The sequence below is a fragment of the Variovorax sp. TBS-050B genome (assembly GCF_029893635.1).
Lineage (GTDB): Bacteria > Pseudomonadota > Gammaproteobacteria > Burkholderiales > Burkholderiaceae_C > Variovorax.
In genome coordinates this window covers 4,447,677-4,465,701 of the sequence record NZ_JARXYR010000002.1, presented here as the reverse complement: position 1 = coordinate 4,465,701, position 18,025 = coordinate 4,447,677, and the positions used below count along the sequence as shown (strand labels likewise).

The 18,025-nt window shown below is 69.4% G+C and carries 17 protein-coding genes; 16 read left to right on the top strand and 1 reads right to left on the bottom strand.

Going from position 1 to position 18,025, the window contains the following annotated elements:
- Positions 1–22: 22 nt before the first annotated feature.
- Complete coding sequence (locus tag M2165_RS23810; RefSeq protein WP_280817609.1) at positions 23–226, top strand: DUF465 domain-containing protein; 204 nt, start codon at positions 23–25, stop codon at positions 224–226.
- Positions 223–2,301 carry an ATP-dependent DNA helicase gene (locus tag M2165_RS23805; RefSeq protein WP_280817038.1) on the top strand — a complete coding sequence of 693 codons (2,079 nt, stop codon included), beginning with the start codon at positions 223–225 and terminating at the stop codon, positions 2,299–2,301. The genes M2165_RS23810 and M2165_RS23805 overlap by 4 nt, the downstream gene beginning before the upstream one ends.
- Positions 2,302–2,358: 57 nt before the next feature.
- Here M2165_RS23805 and M2165_RS23800 read toward each other — a convergent pair whose 3' ends face one another.
- Positions 2,359–3,165: an outer membrane protein assembly factor BamD gene (locus M2165_RS23800; protein WP_280817608.1), complete on the bottom strand. Its 807-nt coding sequence runs from the start codon at positions 3,163–3,165 to the stop codon at positions 2,359–2,361.
- Positions 3,166–3,227: 62 nt separating this feature from the next.
- On the opposite strand from M2165_RS23800, the gene M2165_RS23795 reads away from it, so the two are divergent.
- The 14 genes from M2165_RS23795 to hflX all read left to right on the top strand — a co-directional run bounded on the left by M2165_RS23795 (position 3,228) and on the right by hflX (position 18,018).
- Positions 3,228–4,205 (top strand): RluA family pseudouridine synthase, encoded by a 978-nt coding sequence (locus tag M2165_RS23795; protein WP_280817607.1) that lies wholly within the window; start codon positions 3,228–3,230, stop codon positions 4,203–4,205.
- A gap of 128 nt (positions 4,206–4,333) precedes the next feature.
- On the top strand, positions 4,334–5,197 hold the full coding sequence (scpB, locus tag M2165_RS23790) for an SMC-Scp complex subunit ScpB (RefSeq protein ID WP_280817037.1): 864 nt from the start codon (positions 4,334–4,336) through the stop codon (positions 5,195–5,197).
- Between the two features lie 30 nt (positions 5,198–5,227).
- Complete coding sequence (locus M2165_RS23785; RefSeq protein ID WP_280817036.1) at positions 5,228–6,877, top strand: pseudouridine synthase; 1,650 nt, start codon at positions 5,228–5,230, stop codon at positions 6,875–6,877.
- A gap of 152 nt (positions 6,878–7,029) precedes the next feature.
- Positions 7,030–7,455, top strand: a complete 426-nt coding sequence (gene ndk / locus M2165_RS23780; protein WP_280817035.1) for a nucleoside-diphosphate kinase — start codon at positions 7,030–7,032, stop codon at positions 7,453–7,455.
- A 21-nt stretch (positions 7,456–7,476) separates the two neighbouring features.
- On the top strand, positions 7,477–8,631 hold the full coding sequence (rlmN, locus tag M2165_RS23775; RefSeq protein ID WP_280817034.1) for a 23S rRNA (adenine(2503)-C(2))-methyltransferase RlmN: 1,155 nt from the start codon (positions 7,477–7,479) through the stop codon (positions 8,629–8,631).
- A gap of 4 nt (positions 8,632–8,635) precedes the next feature.
- On the top strand, positions 8,636–9,496 hold the full coding sequence (gene pilW / locus M2165_RS23770; protein ID WP_280817033.1) for a type IV pilus biogenesis/stability protein PilW: 861 nt from the start codon (positions 8,636–8,638) through the stop codon (positions 9,494–9,496).
- Entirely contained in the window at positions 9,489–10,469 is a 981-nt protein-coding gene (locus M2165_RS23765; RefSeq protein ID WP_280817032.1) for a helix-turn-helix domain-containing protein, read from the top strand. Before pilW ends, M2165_RS23765 begins: the two co-directional genes overlap by 8 nt.
- Entirely contained in the window at positions 10,466–11,749 is a 1,284-nt protein-coding gene (gene ispG / locus M2165_RS23760; RefSeq protein ID WP_280817031.1) for a flavodoxin-dependent (E)-4-hydroxy-3-methylbut-2-enyl-diphosphate synthase, read from the top strand. The genes M2165_RS23765 and ispG overlap by 4 nt, the downstream gene beginning before the upstream one ends.
- A 15-nt stretch (positions 11,750–11,764) precedes the next feature.
- Positions 11,765–13,087, top strand: a complete 1,323-nt coding sequence (gene hisS, locus M2165_RS23755) for a histidine--tRNA ligase (RefSeq protein ID WP_280817030.1) — start codon at positions 11,765–11,767, stop codon at positions 13,085–13,087.
- Positions 13,088–13,093: 6 nt separating this feature from the next.
- On the top strand, positions 13,094–13,786 hold the full coding sequence (locus M2165_RS23750; protein ID WP_280817029.1) for a tetratricopeptide repeat protein: 693 nt from the start codon (positions 13,094–13,096) through the stop codon (positions 13,784–13,786).
- A 7-nt stretch (positions 13,787–13,793) separates the two neighbouring features.
- The gene (bamB, locus tag M2165_RS23745; protein WP_280817028.1) at positions 13,794–14,939 is read left to right on the top strand and encodes an outer membrane protein assembly factor BamB; all 1,146 of its coding nucleotides are present in this window, start codon (positions 13,794–13,796) and stop codon (positions 14,937–14,939) included.
- 48 nt (positions 14,940–14,987) lie between these two features.
- The gene (gene der / locus M2165_RS23740; RefSeq protein ID WP_280817027.1) at positions 14,988–16,331 is read left to right on the top strand and encodes a ribosome biogenesis GTPase Der; all 1,344 of its coding nucleotides are present in this window, start codon (positions 14,988–14,990) and stop codon (positions 16,329–16,331) included.
- Between the two features lie 147 nt (positions 16,332–16,478).
- Positions 16,479–16,742, top strand: a complete 264-nt coding sequence (gene hfq, locus M2165_RS23735) for an RNA chaperone Hfq (protein ID WP_172438262.1) — start codon at positions 16,479–16,481, stop codon at positions 16,740–16,742.
- Between the two features lie 52 nt (positions 16,743–16,794).
- Entirely contained in the window at positions 16,795–18,018 is a 1,224-nt protein-coding gene (gene hflX, locus M2165_RS23730; protein ID WP_280817026.1) for a GTPase HflX, read from the top strand.
- Positions 18,019–18,025: the final 7 nt, after the last annotated feature.

Genomic DNA, 18,025 nt, shown 5'->3' with positions numbered 1-18,025 from the left:
AAGACGTGCGCAGCGCCCGCCGTTGGACGCCAATCTCCACTCCCTTTCCCGCCAACTGATCGAGCTGCGCATCGAACACGCCGACCTCGATGCCTCCATCGATCGCATGACCGAGTCTTCGCCGCAGGACGAGCTCCTGCTGCGGCGCCTGAAGAAGCGGCGGCTGGCATTGCGCGACCAGATCACGCGGCTCGAGAACCTGCTCGATCCGAGAGAGCCTGCGTGAGCGAGATCCTCGAAGACAAGGTGCGCGAGGCCTTCGCGCCGGGCGGCGTGCTCTCGCGCGCCGCCGAGCAGTTCCGCGAGCGCTCGGGGCAGACCGAGATGGCGCTGGCCGTGGCCCGCACCATCGAAGAGGGCGGCATGCTGGTGGTCGAGGCCGGCACCGGCGTCGGCAAGACCTTCTCGTACCTGGTCCCGGCCTTGCTGAGCGGCGAGCGCGTGCTGCTCTCGACCGCCACCAAGACGCTGCAGGACCAGCTCTTCGGCCGCGACCTGCCGCGCCTGGTGGAGGCGCTCGAGCTGCCCGTGCGCACGGCGCTGCTAAAGGGCCGCGCGAGCTACCTCTGCCTGCACCGGCTCGACATGGCGCGCCACGACGCGTCGCTGCCCGAGCGCGGCAGCCTGCGCACCCTGGCCAAGATCGAGCAGTGGTCCAAGGCCACCCGCACCGGCGACCTCGCCGAGCTGCCGGGGCTCGACGAGCGCTCGCCGCTCATTCCGCTGATCACTTCGACGCGCGAGAACTGCCTCGGCGCGCAATGCCCGCAGTTCAAGCCCTGCCATGTGAACCTGGCCCGGCGCGAGGCGCTCGCGGCCGACGTGGTGGTCATCAACCACCACCTGTTCTTCGCCGACCTGGCGGTGCGCGAGACCGGCATGGCGGAGCTGCTGCCCAGCGTGAGCGTCGTCGTGTTCGACGAGGCGCACCAGCTCAACGAGACCGGCGTGCAGTTCCTCGGCGCGCAGCTCGGCAGCGGCCAGGCGCTCGATTTCGCGCGCGACATGCTCGGTGCCGGCCTGCAGCATGCGCGCGGGCTGGTCGACTGGCAGCAACTGGTCGCCGCGGTCGAGCGCGGCGCGCGCGAACTGCGCCTTGCGGTCGGCAAGCAGTGGCCCGGCACCAAGCTGCGCTGGCTCGGAGCGGCGCCCGAAGGGATCGATCCGGCGCTCTGGCAGGGTGCGCTCGAGGCGCTGCAGCATGCCTTCGAAATGGCGGCGGAAGGGCTCGACACCGTCAGCGAGATCTCGCCCGACTTCGTGCGGCTGCACGACCGGGCGCAGCAGCTGGCCCGGCGGACGGCGCGCTTCGCGCTGCCGTGCGAAGTCGATTCGGTGCGCTGGGTCGACGTGGGCACGCAACTGCGTCTCGTCGAGTCGCCGCTCGACATCGCCGAGGCGATGCGCACGCGCGTGCTCAAGATCGAGCGCGGCGAGGGCGGTACCGATGACGAAGGCGATGAGGACCACCATGACCGGGAGGCCGGCCGCCCCACGCCGCAGCAAAGCCGCCGTGCCTGGGTCTTCACGTCCGCCACGCTCGGCGACGAACCCACGCTGCGCTGGTTCACCGAACCCTGCGGCCTGCACGATGCCGCGGTGCTGCGGGTGCGCAGCCCCTTCGACTATGCGGCGCAGGCGGGTCTCTACGTGCCGCGCGCCTTTCCCAAGCCCAACGATGCCGCGCACAGCCCGCGCGTCGCCCAGCTGGCGGCGCGCGGCGCGGTCGCGCTCAACGGCCGCACGCTGGTGCTCACGACCACGCTGCGCGCGCTGCGCGCGATCGGCGACGAGATCAGGCAGCAGTTCGAGCGGCTCGATCCGCATCCGCGGCCCGAAGTGCTGGTGCAGGGCGAACTGCCCAAGCGCGTGCTCATGGACCGCTTTCGCGAAGGCGCCGACGCAGGGCGCGCCGGCTGCGTGCTGGTGGCCTCGGCGTCGTTCTGGGAAGGCTTCGATGCGCCCGGCGATGCGCTGCAGCTGGTGGTGATCGACAAGCTGCCGTTCCCGCCGCCCAACGACCCGCTGGTCGAGGCACGTTCGCAGCGCCTCGAAGCGCAGGGCCGCAGCGCGTTCAACGACTATTCCCTGCCCGAGGCCGCCGTGGCGCTGAAGCAGGGCGCGGGGCGGTTGATCCGGCGCGAGACCGACTGCGGCGTGCTCGCGATCTGCGATACCCGCCTGGTGGCGATGGGCTACGGGCGGCGGCTCGTGGCGGCCCTGCCGCCGATGCGGCGGCTCGACAGCGAGGCGGACTTCGAGGCCGCCATCGACGAACTCAGGCGATCGCTCCCGGCCTGAGTCCGGCAAAGAAAAAGGCCCCGAAGGGCCTTGTGCTTGCGCGGATGCCGGACCGTTTCACCAGACCTTCCACCAGGGATCGTCCTTGCCCTTGAAGCCGTTCGCCAGATACTGGCTCTGCGGGTAGTTGGTGGTCAGCACGCGCTGGGCGTCGTCGCGAAGGTCCTTCATGCCGAGCGCGTCGTAGGAGCGCACGATGATGTACAGGGCTTCTTCGAGGGCCGGCACTTCGCGGTAGTCGGCGAGGGCGATCTGCGCGCGGTTGATGGCCGCGAGGTAGGCGCCGCGCGAGTAGTAGTAGCGCGCCACGTGCACTTCGTACTGGGCCAGCGAATTCACGATGTAGTTCATGCGCTGGCGGGCGTCGGGCGTATAGCGCGACTCGGGGAAGCGCGTGACCAGTTCCTTGAAGGACTCGAACGATTCCTTGGCCGCCTTCTGATCGCGCTCGGAGAGATCCTGGCGCGTGAGGAACGAGAACAGGCCGAGGTCGTCGTTGAAGTTGATCACGCCCTTGAGGTACAGCGCGTAATCGAGCGCCGGACTGGCCGGGTGCAGCTTCATGAAGCGGTCGATGGTCGCGATCGCGGTGGCCTTCTCACCCGACTTGTACTGCGCGTAGGCTTTCTCGAGCTGGGCCTGCTGCGCGAGCGGCGTGCCGGCGGCGCGGCCTTCGAGCTTCTCGTACAGCGGAACGGCCTTGTCGTAGGCGCCGGAATTGGCTTCGTCCTTGGCTTCCGAGTAGATGCGGTTGGGGCTCCAGTTCGCGGTCTTGTCGACGCTGGTGGAGGAGCAGCCGGCTGCTAGCAGCGCTGCCGCGCTGAGGGCGATCCAGGCGGGGACCGATAATTTGGCGCGAAACATCACATGCGGCTTTCGTGAAACAGTTGCCCTCAATTATATCGACCGACCCCTCCGACCTCCCCCTGGACGCCGCCGAGGCGGAAGAGGGCGCGGACCCGGTCGAAGCCAGCGAACTGCGGCCGTTCACGGTGGGGCAGGCCGAGCACGGCCAGCGGCTGGACCGCGCGCTGGCTGCGCTGGTGCCCGAATTCTCACGCAACTATCTGCAACAGCTGATCGAGGCCGGCGCCGTGGAGATGCAGGGGCGGGTGCTGCAGAAGGCCTCGACCACCGTGCGCGCCGGCCAGTCGGGCCGCATCGAGCTGCGGCCCACGCCCCAGAGCCAGGCCTTCCGCCCCGAGGCGATGGACATCGTCACGCTGCACGAGGACGAGCACCTGCGCATCATCGACAAGCCGGCCGGCCTGGTGGTGCATCCCGCGCCGGGCCACTGGAGCGGCACGCTGCTCAATGGGCTCCTGGCGCTCGACCCCAAGGCGATGCTGCTGCCGCGCGCGGGCATCGTGCACCGCCTCGACCGCGATACCAGCGGCCTGATGATCGTCGCGCGCACGCGCGCCGCGATGGACGCGCTGGTGGCGCTGATCGCCGCGCGCGAGGTGAAGCGCCAGTACCTCGCGCTGGCGCACAAGCCCTGGACCGGCGCCGCCTCGCGCCAGGTCGACGCGCCCATCGGCCGCGATCCGCGCAACCGGCTGCGCATGGCCGTGGTCGACCTGGAGCGGCACGCGGGCAAGACGGCGCGCACCTTCATCGAATGCCTGTCGAGCAACACCGAGGGCTGTGCCGTGCGATGCACGCTCGAGACCGGCCGCACCCATCAGATCCGCGTGCACATGGCCTCGATCGGCCATCCGCTGGTGGCCGATGCGCTCTACGGCGGCGCCAACGCCGCGGGGCTGGCGCGGCAGGCGCTGCATGCCTTCAGGCTTGCCTTCGTACACCCCATGACGCAAGAGCCGCTCGAGTTCCGCGCCGCGCCCCCGGCCGACCTCGCGCATGCGCTGCAGGCCTGGGGGCTGGATTACAATCGCGCCTGACGGCCCGAGGGCCGCGCCGGCCACCCGATGCCGGCCTTGCGTTGCACCCGCCGCGTGCCGGCAACGCCTACTCCTTTCATCCTTGTGAGCCAGCGTCCACCAGACGCCTTTTCCCGGATAACGCAAACATGAATACGGCGGATGCCAAGCGCATTCTCGAAACCGCCTTGATCTGTTCGAGCCAGCCGTTGCCGGTGCGCGACATGCGCGTACTGTTCGACGACGAGCTGGGCGCGGACACCATCAAGGGGTTGCTGCTCGAGTTGCAGGAAGACTGGGCGCAGCGCGGCCTGGAGCTGGTGAGCGTGGGCAGCGGCTGGCGCTTCCAGAGCCGGCCCGAGATGCGCGACCACCTAGACCGCCTGCATCCCGAGAAGCCGCCGCGCTACACGCGCGCCGCGCTCGAGACGCTGGCCATCATTGCCTACCGCCAGCCGGTCACGCGCGGCGACATGGAAGACATCCGCGGCGTCACCATCAATTCGCTGATCCTCAAGCAGCTCGAGGACCGCGGCTGGGTCGAGGTGATCGGCCACCGCGAGACGGTGGGCCGGCCGGCGCTCTACGCCACCACGCGCCAGTTCCTCGACGACCTCGGCCTTGCGTCGCTCGACCAGCTGCCGCTGATCGAGACGCCGGCCCAGCAGGCGGCCCTGGTCGATGCGCTCGACCAGGCCTCGGCCAGCCAGCCCGGCCTGCCGATCGATGTGCCGGGCGAGGGCGACGCCGACGCCACCGCCATGACGCAGCCCGAGTTCGAAGCAGCCGCGGCACCTGGCGCCGAAACCGCCGAAGTCCCCGACGCCGAAGCCCCCGAGGCCGAGGCGATCGCCATGGAGGCCGCCGCTGCCCAGTTCGCCGAAGACGCCGCGGGCGCGGCCGACGACGCGCTGCCGATGGCCGCGGCGGATTCTTCCGCCGAGCTCGAATCCGAAGTCCCGTCGTCCGACGAGACCGATCCCCACGCTGTTTCTCCCGGAAAAACCTCATGAGGCCCTTCCGACACCGACGACGCGGCCCTCGTGCCGGTCCAGCCCGAGCCGACCGACGCACCCGCAGCCGCCGCGACGGAGGGCGAAGCGCCCAAGAAGAAGCGCGCGCCCCGCCGCAAGAAGGCCGTCGAGGCGGAAGCGGCGACCGCCGACGTTCCCGAAGCGCTCGAGCCGCAGCCCGCGGTGCCGGCGCCCGCCGTCGCCGACGCGGCCCCTGCCTCCGCCGAACCGGAAAGCCAACGCGAAGAGCCCCCGGCGGCGCAGCAGCCGGCCCGCGCGGCCCAGGCCGACGCCGATGCGCAGGACGACGACGATGACGAGGACGAAGAGCCCGACGAGGAAGAGGACGACCTCGACCGCGCGCGCCGCGCCGCCGAGCGCGCGCAGCGCAACGCACCGCCGCCCGAGCCGATCCGCTTCGCCGACGTCATCTCGGGCCAGTTCGACGCCGACGAAGAAAGCCCCGAGGTCCCGCCGCTCAAGCGCGTGCTGCTGCCCGAGGCCGATTCGCCCAAGCTGCACAAGGTGCTCGCGCAGGCCGGCCTCGGCTCGCGCCTAGAGATGGAGCAGCTGATCCTGCAGGGCCGCATCTCGGTCAACAACGAGCCGGCCCACATCGGCCAGCGCATCCAGTATGGCGACCAGGTCAAGGTCAACGGCAAGCCGATCCGCTACCGCATCGCACCGCCGCCGCCGCGCGTCATCGCCTACCACAAGCCTGTCGGCGAAGTCGTCACGCACGACGATCCGCAGAACCGCCCGACCGTGTTCCGCAAGCTGCCGCGCCTGCAGCAGGGCAAGTGGCAGTCCGTGGGGCGGCTCGACCTCAACACCGAGGGCCTGCTGCTGTTCAGCAGCTCGGGCGACCTCGCCAACCAGCTCATGCACCCGCGCTTCGGCCTCGAGCGCGAGTACGCCGTGCGCGTGCTCGGCGCGCTCAGCGCCGAGGAGAAGAAGCGGCTGCTCGAAGGCGTTCGCCTCGACGACGGCATGGCGCAGTTCGGCACCATCGAGGACGGCGGGGGCGAGGGTTCCAACTGCTGGTACCGCGTGACCATTTCGGAGGGCCGCAACCGCGAGGTGCGCCGCCTGTTCGAGTCGGTGGGCCATGCGGTCAGCCGGCTGATCCGCATCCGCTATGGCGCGATGGTGCTGCCGCGCGGCCTGAAGCGCGGCGCCTGGATGGAGCTCGACGACCGCGACATCAACGCGCTGTTCCAGGCATCCGGCGGCGCCCCGCGCTCGCCGCAGCAGCAACCGCAGCGCGGCCAGGAAGGGCCGGGCGGCGGGCGCAACGGACGCAACAAGAAGCGCCGTGGCAACCGCAATGCGGCTGGCGGCCAGCCGCCGCGCGATGACATTCCGAATCCGCTCGGCGACGGCCGCGGTCCGCGCGCAGGGCGCGGCAGCCGGGGCGGCGGTGGCGGCGGCAACGCCGGCATGGCGCCGCAGGGGCGCCGCGGCAGCGGCCGTGGCGGCCGCCAGGGCGAGGACCGCGCGCCCGGCGGTGCGAACCAGCCCGATCCGATGAAGACCTCGCTCGGCTACATCGGTGCCGACAGCTTCTCGCGCCAGCGCAAGGAGCAGCGCCAGGGGCCTGGCCGCCGTGGCGGCGGCGCCGGCGGTGGCTCGGGCGGCGGCTTCGGCGGCCCGGGCGGAAACCGCCGCCGCGGGCGCTGAAAGCCGCCTTTCCAGCGCAGCCTTTTCGCGGGGTTTTCACCAACCCCGGGGGCTGCGCCGGTTAAAATCAGAGGCTTTGTCGACCGAACGCGCAACAAAGCTGTTGCCGTTGTGACAAATCACTTCAAAATCAAAGCTCAGGAAGCACTTCAATGGCTATCGAACGTACCCTTTCCATCATCAAGCCCGACGCCGTCGCCAAGAACGTCATCGGCAAGATCGTCTCCCGCTTCGAAGCTGCCGGCCTCAAGATCGTGGCCGCCAAGCTGGTGCATCTGTCGCGCAACGAAGCCGAGCAGTTCTATGCGGTCCACAAGGAGCGTCCCTTCTTCAAGGACCTCGTGGAATTCATGATCTCCGGCCCCGTGTTCGTGCAAGTGCTCGAAGGCGAGAACGCGATCGCCAAGAACCGCGACCTGATGGGCGCCACCGACCCCAAGAAGGCCGCCCCCGGCACCATCCGCGCGGACTTCGCCGACAGCATCGACGCCAACGCCGTGCACGGTTCGGACGCGCCCGAGACCGCGGCCAACGAAGTCGCGTTCTTCTTCGCCGGCCTCAACGTCTACGCACGCTGAAGCCGTATCCCGGCTGATTTCATGACCACGGCCAACCTGCTCGAATTCGATCTCGAGGGGCTGGCTGCGTTCTGCGAAAAGCTCGGCGAGAAGCGTTTCCGCGCCACGCAGCTGTTCCGCTGGATCCACCAGCGTGGCGCCAGCGACTTCGCCCAGATGACCGATCTGGCGAAATCGCTGCGCGAGAAGCTCGCCACCACCGCGCGCGTCGAGGCCCTGCCGGTCCTGACGCAGCACGAATCCAAGGACGGCACGATCAAGTGGCTGTTCGACGTCGGCGACGGCAATGCCGTCGAAGCCGTTTTCATTCCCGAGGACGACCGCGGCACGCTGTGCGTGTCGTCCCAGGCCGGCTGTGCGGTCGGATGCCGCTTCTGCTCCACGGGGCACCAGGGCTTCAGCCGCAACCTCGGCACGGGCGAGATCGTCGCCCAGCTGTGGTTCGCCGAACACTTCCTGCGCAAGCACCTGAAGCGCGACGAGCGCATCATCTCCAACGTGGTGATGATGGGCATGGGCGAGCCGCTGCAGAACTACACGGCGCTGGTGCCGGCGCTGCGCACCATGCTCGACGACAACGCCTACGGCCTGTCGCGCCGTCGCGTGACGGTGTCGACCTCCGGCGTGGTGCCGATGATCGACCGCCTGGGCGCCGACTGCCCGGTCGCACTCGCGGTGTCGCTGCATGCGCCCAACGATGCGCTGCGCGACGACCTGGTGCCGCTCAACCGCAAGTACCCGATCGCCGAGCTGATCGAGGCGTGCAAGAGCTACCTCGCGCACGCCCCGCGCGACTTCATCACCTTCGAATACTGCATGCTCGACGGCGTGAACGACCAGCCCGAGCATGCACGGCAACTGGTGGAACTGGTCCGCACGCACGGCATCTCGTGCAAGTTCAACCTGATTCCGTTCAACCCCTTTCCGGCTTCGGGCCTCGTGCGCTCGCCGCAGGCGCGCGTGCTGGCGTTCGCCAGGACGCTGAGCGAGGCCGGCCTCGTGACCACCGTGCGCAAGACGCGCGGCGACGACATCGATGCCGCCTGCGGACAGCTCGCCGGCGACGTCAAGGACCGCACCCGCGCGGCCGAGCGCATGGCGCAGCGCCGCGCCACCACCACCGAACGCCCCGTCGTTCTGCATCCCGTTCGCAAGACCGCACCCCAGGAGCACTGACCCCATGAGCATGGCCTTTCCGACGACGCCCGTGAACGCACCGCGGCTGCTGGCCGCGAGCTTTGCCGGGGTCGCCATGGCGCTGCTGCTCGGGGGCTGCGTCAGCACCCGCACCACCACCACCAGCCTCGCGGACACCAGTTCGGCGGCGGGCACCCAGCTCGCGACCGCACCCGAATCCGACGAGGCCAGCCGCCAGCGCCGCGCGCGGCTGCGCCTGGAGCTGGCCGCCGGCTACTTCGAGCATGGACAGACCAACGTCGCGCTCGACGAGATCAGGCAGGCACTCGCGGTGGACCCCAACAATGCCGACGCCTACAACCTGCGCGGCCTCGTCTACATGCGGCTCGAGGACGCCGGCCTCGCCGAAGACAGCTTCCGCCGCGCGATCGCGCTCAATCCGCGCGACGGCAATGCGCGGCACAACTACGGCTGGCTGCTGTGCCAGCAGAAGCGCTACGGCGATGCGGTCCAGCAGTTCACCGATGCGCTCGCGGCGCCGGGCTACACCGAGCGCTCCAAGACGCTCATGACGCAGGGCGTCTGCCAACTGCGCGCCGGCCAGCGCGTGGAGGCCGAACGCAGCCTCATGCAGGCCTACGAGATCGACGCCGGCAACCCGGTGGTCGGCTTCAACTTGGCTTCGCTGCTGGTGCAGCGCGAGGAATGGTCGCGGGCGCAGTTCTACATCCGCCGCGTCAACAACAGTCCCGCGGCCAGCGCCGAGACCTTGTGGCTCGGCATCAAGATCGAACGGCGGCTCAACAATCGCGAGGCGATGGCGCAGCTGGCGGGGCAATTGCAACGGCGCTTCCCGCAATCGAGGGAGGCCATCGCGTACGAGCGCGGGAATTTCAATGACTGAACGGGTTTCGGAGTTCGGCACCTCGGCGGTGCTGCCGCTCGAGGAAGGCGACATCACGCACAAGACGGCCGGCGACTTGCTCCGCGAAGCGCGCGAGGCGCACGGGCTGCACATCGAAATGGTCGCCGCGGCGCTCAAGGTGCCGCCGCAGAAGCTGGCCGCGCTCGAGGCGGACGACATTGCGTCGCTGCCCGATCCGGTGTTTGCGCGCGCGCTTGCGAGCAGCGTCTGCCGGGCGCTGCGCATCGAACCCGGGCCCGTGCTCGCCAAGCTGCCGGGCGCGCAGCGCGCCCCGCTGGCCGAGGCCGACCGCACGCTCAAGGGCGGCGTGGTCTCCGGCCAGCCGCGCTGGAGCAGCAGCAGCGGCCGCGCGAGCGGCCTTCCGTCGCGCGCCGTGCTCACGGTGGTCGGGCTGCTGCTGGTGGGCGCGGCCGTGCTGTTCTGGCTGCCGCAGTCGGCCTTCGACCAGATCGGCGCCTCGGTCTCGCGCTGGACCGCGCGGGACGGGACCGATGCCGCGTCGGCAACTTCCGGGCCCGAAGCGGCGCCGGGCGGCTCGTCGGTCGTGGTCGAAAACGCCGCGGTGCCGCCCGCGGCACCCGCTTCGGCAGCGGCGCTTCCGGCCGCCGCCTCGCCTGCGTCCCCGGGCACGCCGCCCGCGGCGCTTCCGGTCCCCGGCGCGAGCACGACCGCGGTCGCCACCGCTTCGCCGCCCGCGGCAGCCGGCGGCCAGCCGCTGGTCTTCGTCGCGCGCGAGGAATGCTGGGTCACGGTCACCGAGGCCGGCGGCAAGGTCCTGCTGAAGCGCATCCTGCAGGCCGGCGAGACCGTGGGCCTCTCGGGTGCGCTGCCGCTGTCGGTGGTGGTGGGGCGCGCCTCGGCCGTCGACGTGCAGGTGCGCGGCAAGCCCTTCGATCTCAAACCCTTCACGCGCGGCGGCAGCGTGGCGCGTTTCGAGGTGACATCGCCATGACCATCGACTGCAGCCCGCAACCCATCGCCGTGGCCTCGCCCAGTCCGCGCCGTTCCCGCCAGGCCCGCGTGGTCTGGGGCCCGCGCGTCGTCACCGTGGGCGGCGACGCACCGGTGCGGGTGCAGTCGATGACCAACACCGACACGGTCGACGCCATCGGCACCGCCATCCAGGTGAAAGAGCTGGCCCAGGCCGGCTCGGAGATGGTGCGGATCACCGTCAACACGCCCGAGGCGGCGGCGCAGGTGCCGTACATCCGCGAGCAGCTCGACCGCATGGGCATCGACGTGCCGCTGGTCGGCGACTTCCACTACAACGGCCACCGCCTGCTCACCGACTATCCGGCCTGCGCCGAGGCGCTGAGCAAGTACCGCATCAACCCCGGCAACGTGGGCAAGGGCGACAAGAAGGACAGGCAGTTCGGCCAGATGATCGACGCGGCGATGCGCTGGGACAAGCCGGTGCGCATCGGCGTGAACTGGGGCAGCCTCGACCAGGAGCTGCTTGCGAGCCTGATGGACGCCAACAGCCGGCGCGCCGACCCCTGGGATGCCAAGCAGGTCATGTACGAGGCGCTGATCACCTCCGCCATCGAATCCGCGAAGCTCGCCGAATCGATGGGCATGGCCGGCAACCAGGTCATCCTGTCGTGCAAGGTGAGCGGCGTGCAGGACCTGATCTCGGTCTACCGCGAGCTGGCCCGTCGCTGCGACTATCCGCTGCACCTGGGCCTGACCGAAGCCGGCATGGGCACCAAGGGCACGGTGGCCTCCGCTGCGGCGCTGTCGATCCTGCTGCAGGAGGGCATCGGCGACACCATCCGCGTGTCGCTCACGCCGCAGCCGGGCGAGTCGCGCACGCAGGAGGTGGTGATCGCTTCGGAGATCCTGCAGGCGCTGGGCCTGCGCGTGTTCGTGCCGAGCGTCACGGCCTGCCCGGGCTGCGGCCGCACCACGAGCACCACCTTCCAGGAACTCGCCAAGCAGATCGACGACTACCTGCGCATGCAGATGCCGGTCTGGCGCAAGAAATACCCGGGCGTCGAGACGATGAAGGTGGCCGTCATGGGCTGCATCGTCAACGGCCCCGGCGAGAGCAAGCACGCCGACATCGGCATCAGCCTGCCCGGCACCGGCGAGGCGCCCGCCGCGCCGGTCTTCATCGACGGCGAAAAGGCCCTCACGCTGCGCGGCGACAATATCGCCAACGAGTTCCATCAGCTCGTCGAAAACTACATCGAAAAGCGCTTCGGCCAGCCCCAGGCTGCCGACGTCGCCTGACCGCTTCTTCTTCCCATGGCTGAAAAGATCAATGCCGTCAAAGGCATGAACGACATATTGCCGGCCAGCGTGCCGCGCACCGACCGGCTGCCCGATTCGGCCCTCTGGTCGTGGTTCGAGCAGACGGTGCGGCAGGTGCTGGCGCGCTATGGCTACCAGTACATCGTGACGCCGGTCGTCGAGCCGACGGCGCTGTTCGTGCGCGGGCTCGGCGAGGTCACAGACATCGTCGAGAAGGAGATGTATTCCTTCACCGACTCGATGAACGGCGACAAGCTCACGCTGCGTCCCGAGGCCACCGCCGGCATCGTGCGTGCGATGGTCGAGCACAACGCGCTCTACAACGGCCCGCTGCGCCTGTGGACCCTGGGGCCGATGTTCCGGCACGAGCGACCGCAGAAGGGCCGCTACCGCCAGTTCCACCAGCTCGACGTCGAGGCCCTGGGCTTCCCGGGCCCGGACGTGGACGCCGAGCTGATCCTGATGCTGCGTGCGCTGTGGCGCGAGCTCGGGCTGGCCGAAGGCGAGCACGTGCGCCTGGAGATCAACAGCCTCGGCCAGCCGCCCGAGCGCCAGGCGCACCGCGAGGCGCTGATCCGCCACCTCGAGGCGCATGCCGACCTGCTCGACGCCGACGCGCAGCGGCGCCTGCACAGCAACCCGCTGCGCATCCTCGACACCAAGAACCCGGCCATGCAGCCGGTGGTCGAGGCGGCGCCGCAGCTGATGGACTTCCTCGGCGAGGAATCGCGCGCGCACTTCGATGCGGTGCGCGCCGTGCTCGACGCCGCGGGCCTGGTCTACCGCGTGAATCCGCGCCTGGTGCGCGGCATGGACTACTACAACCTCACGGTCTTCGAATGGGTCACCGACCAGCTCGGCTCCCAGGGCACCGTCTGCGGAGGCGGGCGCTATGACGGCCTCATCGGCCAGATGGGGGGCAAGGCGGCGCCGGCGGTCGGCTTCGGCCTCGGCATCGAGCGGCTGCTGCTGCTGATCCAGGAACTGCGCCTGCCGGTGCCCCTGGCAGCCCCCGCGGCCTATGCCGTAATGCCCTCGGCCACCGTGCTGCCGCAGGTGATGGCGGTGCTGGAACAGCTGCGCGCCGCCGGCGTCGGCGTGCTGCAGCATGCGGGCGGCGGCAGCATGAAGGCGCAGTTCAAGAAGGCCGATGCGAGCGGCGCGCGCTATGCGCTGATCTTCGGAGAGGACGAGCTCTCGCGCGGCGAAGTCACCGTCAAGCCGCTGCGCGAAGGCGGCGGCGAACAAGTGGCCCGCCCGCTGGCCGACGTGGCCGCCTGGGCCGCCACCCTACAATCCCCGGCTCCCAACACCTGACAGCGCATGGCAACCCATCTCGACCTCGACGAACAGGAACAGCTCGACCAGCTCAAGCATTTCTGGAACACCTACGGCACCCTGATCACCTGGGTCGTGCTGCTCGTGGCCGGCGCCTTCGTGGCGTGGAACGGCTGGCTCTACTACCAGCGCAGCCAGGCGGCGCAGGCCTCGGCCCTCTACGACGAGCTCGAGCGCAGCACCCAGGCCGGCGATGCCGAGCGCATCCAGCGCGTCTTCGGCGACATGAAGGAACGCTTCGCGAGCACCGCCTACGCGCAGCAGGCCGGCCTGCTGGCCGCCAAGACGCTGTACGAGAAGGGCAAGCTCGAGGAATCGCGCGCCGCGCTCGGCTGGGTGGCCCAGAGCGCCGCCGACCCGGGCTACAAGGCGGTCGCCAAGCTGCGGCTCGCGGCCGAGCTGCTCGACAGCAAGTCCTACGACGAAGCCCTGAAGCAGCTCGCGGGCGAGGTGCCGAAGGAGTTCGAACCGCTCGTGGCCGACCGCAAGGGCGACATCTACATGGCCCAGGGCAAGCGCGACGAGGCGCAGGCCGAGTACCGCAAGGCCTGGACCGGGCTCGGCCCGACCTCCGACTACCGGCGCCTGGTCGAATTCAAGCTCAATGCCGCCGGCGTCGATCCCAAAAGCCTCGCGCCCGTGATCACGGTCACGCCCGCAGCCTCCAAAACTTCCTGACCGCACCATGAATCTCAAGCGTCTCCTGCCCGGGTCGCGCGCGCTGCGCGTGGCTCCTGCTCTTGTTCTGGTCGCAGTGCTGGCTGCGTGCTCGGGCACCAGCAAGCCCAAGCCGGCCGAACTGCCGCCGAATCCCTCGCTCTTCGGCGTGCGCCAGGCGTGGAGCGTGCGCATCCCGGCCGTCAACTTCCCGCTGGCGGTCGACGTCAGCGGCGACACGGTCACGGTGGCCGGCGGCGACAAGGGCACGGTGGTCGTCATCGACGCACGCGCCGGCCGCGAGACCTGGCGCGCGGACGCCGGCGCACCGCTGGCGGCGGGTGTCGGCAGCGACGGCTCGCTGACCGCGGTCGTCACCAGCAACAACGAACTCGTGGCCCTCGAGGGCGGCAAGGTGCTCTGGAAGCAGCGTCTCACGGCGCAGGCCTTCACCGCGCCGCTCGTGGCCGGCCGCCGCGTCTTCGTGCAGACCGCCGACCGCAGCATCAGCGCCTGGGACGGCCAGAGCGGCCGCCGCCTCTGGCAGCAGCAGCGCACGGCCGAGAACCTCGTGCTGCGCAAGTCGGGCGTGCTGATCGCGGTCGGCGATACGCTGGTCTCTGGCATCGGCGGCCGGCTGGTCGGCCTCAATCCGGGCAACGGCGTCTCGCGCTGGGAAGCGCCGATCGCGGCGCCGCGCGGCACCAACGACGTGGAACGCCTCGTCGACCTGACGGGCAGCGTGAGCCGCGTGGGCGACACGGTCTGCGCACGCGCCTACTACGCCAACGTCGGCTGCGTCGACACGCTGCGCGGCCAGCTGCTCTGGAGCAAGCCCGCAGTGGGCGCCGAGGGCGTCAGCGGCGACGAAGGCTTTGTCTACGGCACCGAGGCCGACGGCAGCGTCACCGCCTGGCGCCGCGCCGACGGCGAGCGCGCCTGGCAGTCGACCCGCTTCAAGAACCGCGTGCTGACCGGCCCGCTGGCCGTCGGCCGCTCGCTCGTGATCGGCGAAAGCACCGGCACGCTGCACTTCGTCTCGCGCGAGGACGGTTCGCTGCTCAACCGCGTGACGCCCGATGGTTCCGCCATCGCCGTCACGCCGGTGCTCGCCGGCAACACCGTGGTCGTGGTCACCGCCAATGGCGGCGTGTTCGGCTACCGCCCCGAATGATCTTCTGCAAGGCCCGACCATGAACACCGTGCCCCTGAAAGGCCGGCCATGAAGCCGGTCGTGGCCCTGGTCGGGCGTCCGAACGTCGGCAAATCGACCCTCTTCAACCGCCTGACGCAGACGCGCGACGCCATCGTCGCCGACTTCGCGGGGCTCACGCGCGACCGGCACTACGGCAACGGCCGCCTGGGCAAGCACGAATTCATCGTCATCGACACCGGCGGCTTCGAGCCCGACGCGGGCAGCGGCATCTTCAAGGAGATGGCCAAGCAGACCCGCCAGGCCGTGGCCGAGGCCGACGTGGTGATCTTCGTGGTCGACGCCCGCGAGGGCCTCTCCGCGCAGGACCACGAGATCGCCAACGAGCTGCGCCGTCTCGGCAAGCCCTGCCTGCTGGTGGCCAACAAGGCCGAGGGCATGCACGACGGCACCAAGCTGGTCGATTTCTACGAGCTCGGCTTCGGCGACGTGCACGGCATCTCGGCCGCGCACGGGCAGGGCATCCGCGGCCTGGTCGAACTCGCGCTGGCGCCGCTGAACCTGCCCGATCCCGACGACGAAGCCGACGAGGACGACGTCAACAAGCCGATCAAGCTGGCCGTGGCCGGACGGCCCAATGTGGGCAAGTCCACGCTGATCAACACTTGGCTCGGCGAAGAGCGGCTCGTGGCCTTCGACATGCCCGGCACCACGCGCGACGCCATCAGCGTGCCCTTCGAGCGCAACGGCCAGCGCTTCGAACTCATCGACACCGCGGGCCTGCGCCGCAAGGGCAGGGTGTTCGAGGCGATCGAGAAGTTCTCCGTGGTCAAGACGCTGCAGGCCATCGAATCGGCCAACGTCGTGCTGCTGCTGCTCGACGCCACCCAGGGCGTGACCGACCAGGACGCGCACATCGCCGGCTACATCCTGGAGAGCGGGCGCGCGGTGGTGATCGCCGTCAACAAGTGGGACGCGGTCGACAGCTACCAGCGCGAGCAGGTCCAGCGGCAGATCGAGACCCGGCTGCCTTTCCTCAAGTTCGCCGCGCTGCATTTCATCTCCGCGATCAAGCGGCAGGGCCTCGGGCCCGTGTGGCAGGCCATCGCGCAGGCCCACAAGTCGGCCACGCGCAAGATGTCGACGCCGGTGCTGACCCGCCTGCTGCTCGAGGCGGTGCAGTTCCAGGCGCCCAAGCGCTCGGGCATGTTCCGCCCCAAGCTGCGCTACGCCCACCAGGGGGGCATGAACCCGCCGGTCATCGTGATCCACGGCAATTCGCTGGAGCATGTGACCGAGGCGTACAAGCGCTTCCTCGAGGGGCGCTTCCGGAAGGAATTCGACCTCGTCGGCACGCCGCTGCGCATCCAGTTCAAGAGCTCGCAGAACCCCTTTGCAGAGAAGGACGAGTGAGGGCGCTTGGCGGCCGATGGCGGCCGAAGAGCGGTCGCTGGGGCGAAAGTTCCGCTTTTTCAGTGCCGTTATTTTTCAAAGGCTTTTGATGCCTGCTGCTGCGGCGCGGAAACCCTGTGTTAAGGTTCATCGCTCCAACAACTACTCTTGAACACGGAGAATATCGTGAGCAATAAAGGGCAACTTCTACAAGACCCGTTTCTGAACACCCTGCGTCGCGAGCATGTGCCGGTTTCCATTTATCTGGTGAACGGTATCAAGCTGCAGGGCCAGATCGAGTCTTTCGACCAGTACGTCGTGCTGCTTCGCAACACGGTGACACAGATGGTCTACAAGCACGCCATTTCCACCATCGTGCCGGGTCGTGCCGTCAACTTCTCGGCCAACGAGAACGACGACGCCGCCGCCTGATCGCGCGGAGCGCGGCGGCAACCCCGCCGCGCTTTTTCCTTATTGACCCCGCTTGTCTGAATTGAACCCCCGCCAGGAAGGCGCCGCCGTTCTCGTCGGCGTGGATTTCGGGCTGCCCCATTTCGACAGCGAACTCGAGGAACTCGGCCTGCTCGCGCAGACCGCCGGCCTCGATCCCGTCGCACGCCTCACGTGCAAGCGCAAGGCCCCCGACGCGGCACTCTTCGTTGGCAGCGGCAAGGCCGACGAGATCAAGGAGCTCGCCGCCATGCACCAGGCGAGCGAAGTCATCTTCGACCAGTCGCTGAGCCCGGCGCAGCAGCGCAACCTCGAACGCCAGCTCGACGTCGCGGTGTACGACCGCACCTTCCTCATCCTCGAGATCTTCGCCCAGCGCGCGCGCTCGCACGAGGGCAAGCTGCAGGTCGAACTGGCGCGCCTGCAGTACCTGAGCACGCGCCTCGTGCGCCGCTGGTCCCACCTCGAACGCCAGACCGGCGGCGCCGGCGTGCGCGGCGGCCCGGGCGAGAAGCAGATCGAACTCGACCGCCGCATGATCGCCGAGTCGATCAAGCGCACGCGCGATCGCCTCGCCAAGGTGCAGAAGCAGCGCGGCACGCAGCGCCGCCAGCGCGAGCGCCGCGACACCTTCAACATTTCGCTCGTCGGCTATACGAACGCCGGCAAGTCGTCGCTGTTCAATGCGCTGGTGAAGGCGCGCGCCTATGCGGCCGACCAGCTCTTCGCCACGCTCGACACCACCACGCGCAACCTCTACCTCGGCAACACCGAGGACGGAAGGCGCCGCCAGGTCTCGATCTCCGACACCGTCGGCTTCATCCGCGACCTGCCGCACGGCCTGGTCGATGCGTTCAAGGCCACGCTGCAGGAGGCGGTCGATGCCGACCTGCTGCTGCACGTGGTCGATGCCTCGAACCCGCACTATCCCGAACAGATGGCCGAGGTGCAGTCGGTGCTGCACGAGATCGGCGCCGACGCGATTCCGCAGCTGCTGGTGTTCAACAAGCTCGATGCCCTTGAAAGCACGCAGCATCCGCTGCATCTGCAGGACGACATGGAAATCGAGGGCGTGCAGGTTCCGCGCATCTTCCTGAGCGCCCGCACCGGCGAGGGGCTGCCGCTGCTGCGCGCCGAGCTGGCGCGCCGGTCCGGCGCGCTCGACGGTACGATGACCCCTGAAGCGGGCACTGAATTGCACGATGCCGCCCATGGATTGGGCACAATCCCGCCACTGACAAGAGAACGAAGCGAATGAATGCAAA

Excerpts from the sequence above, each read along its gene's own strand:
- M2165_RS23800 (WP_280817608.1), bottom strand. The coding sequence starts at position 3,165 with ATGTTTCGCGCCAAATTATCGGTCCCCGCCTGGATCGCCCTCAGCGCG.
- scpB (WP_280817037.1), top strand. The coding sequence starts at position 4,334 with ATGAATACGGCGGATGCCAAGCGCATTCTCGAAACCGCCTTGATCTGT.
- ndk (WP_280817035.1), top strand. The coding sequence starts at position 7,030 with ATGGCTATCGAACGTACCCTTTCCATCATCAAGCCCGACGCCGTCGCC.
- rlmN (WP_280817034.1), top strand. The coding sequence starts at position 7,477 with ATGACCACGGCCAACCTGCTCGAATTCGATCTCGAGGGGCTGGCTGCG.
- pilW (WP_280817033.1), top strand. The coding sequence starts at position 8,636 with ATGAGCATGGCCTTTCCGACGACGCCCGTGAACGCACCGCGGCTGCTG.
- M2165_RS23765 (WP_280817032.1), top strand. The coding sequence starts at position 9,489 with ATGACTGAACGGGTTTCGGAGTTCGGCACCTCGGCGGTGCTGCCGCTC.
- ispG (WP_280817031.1), top strand. The coding sequence starts at position 10,466 with ATGACCATCGACTGCAGCCCGCAACCCATCGCCGTGGCCTCGCCCAGT.
- hisS (WP_280817030.1), top strand. The coding sequence starts at position 11,765 with ATGGCTGAAAAGATCAATGCCGTCAAAGGCATGAACGACATATTGCCG.
- M2165_RS23750 (WP_280817029.1), top strand. The coding sequence starts at position 13,094 with ATGGCAACCCATCTCGACCTCGACGAACAGGAACAGCTCGACCAGCTC.
- bamB (WP_280817028.1), top strand. The coding sequence starts at position 13,794 with ATGAATCTCAAGCGTCTCCTGCCCGGGTCGCGCGCGCTGCGCGTGGCT.
- der (WP_280817027.1), top strand. The coding sequence starts at position 14,988 with ATGAAGCCGGTCGTGGCCCTGGTCGGGCGTCCGAACGTCGGCAAATCG.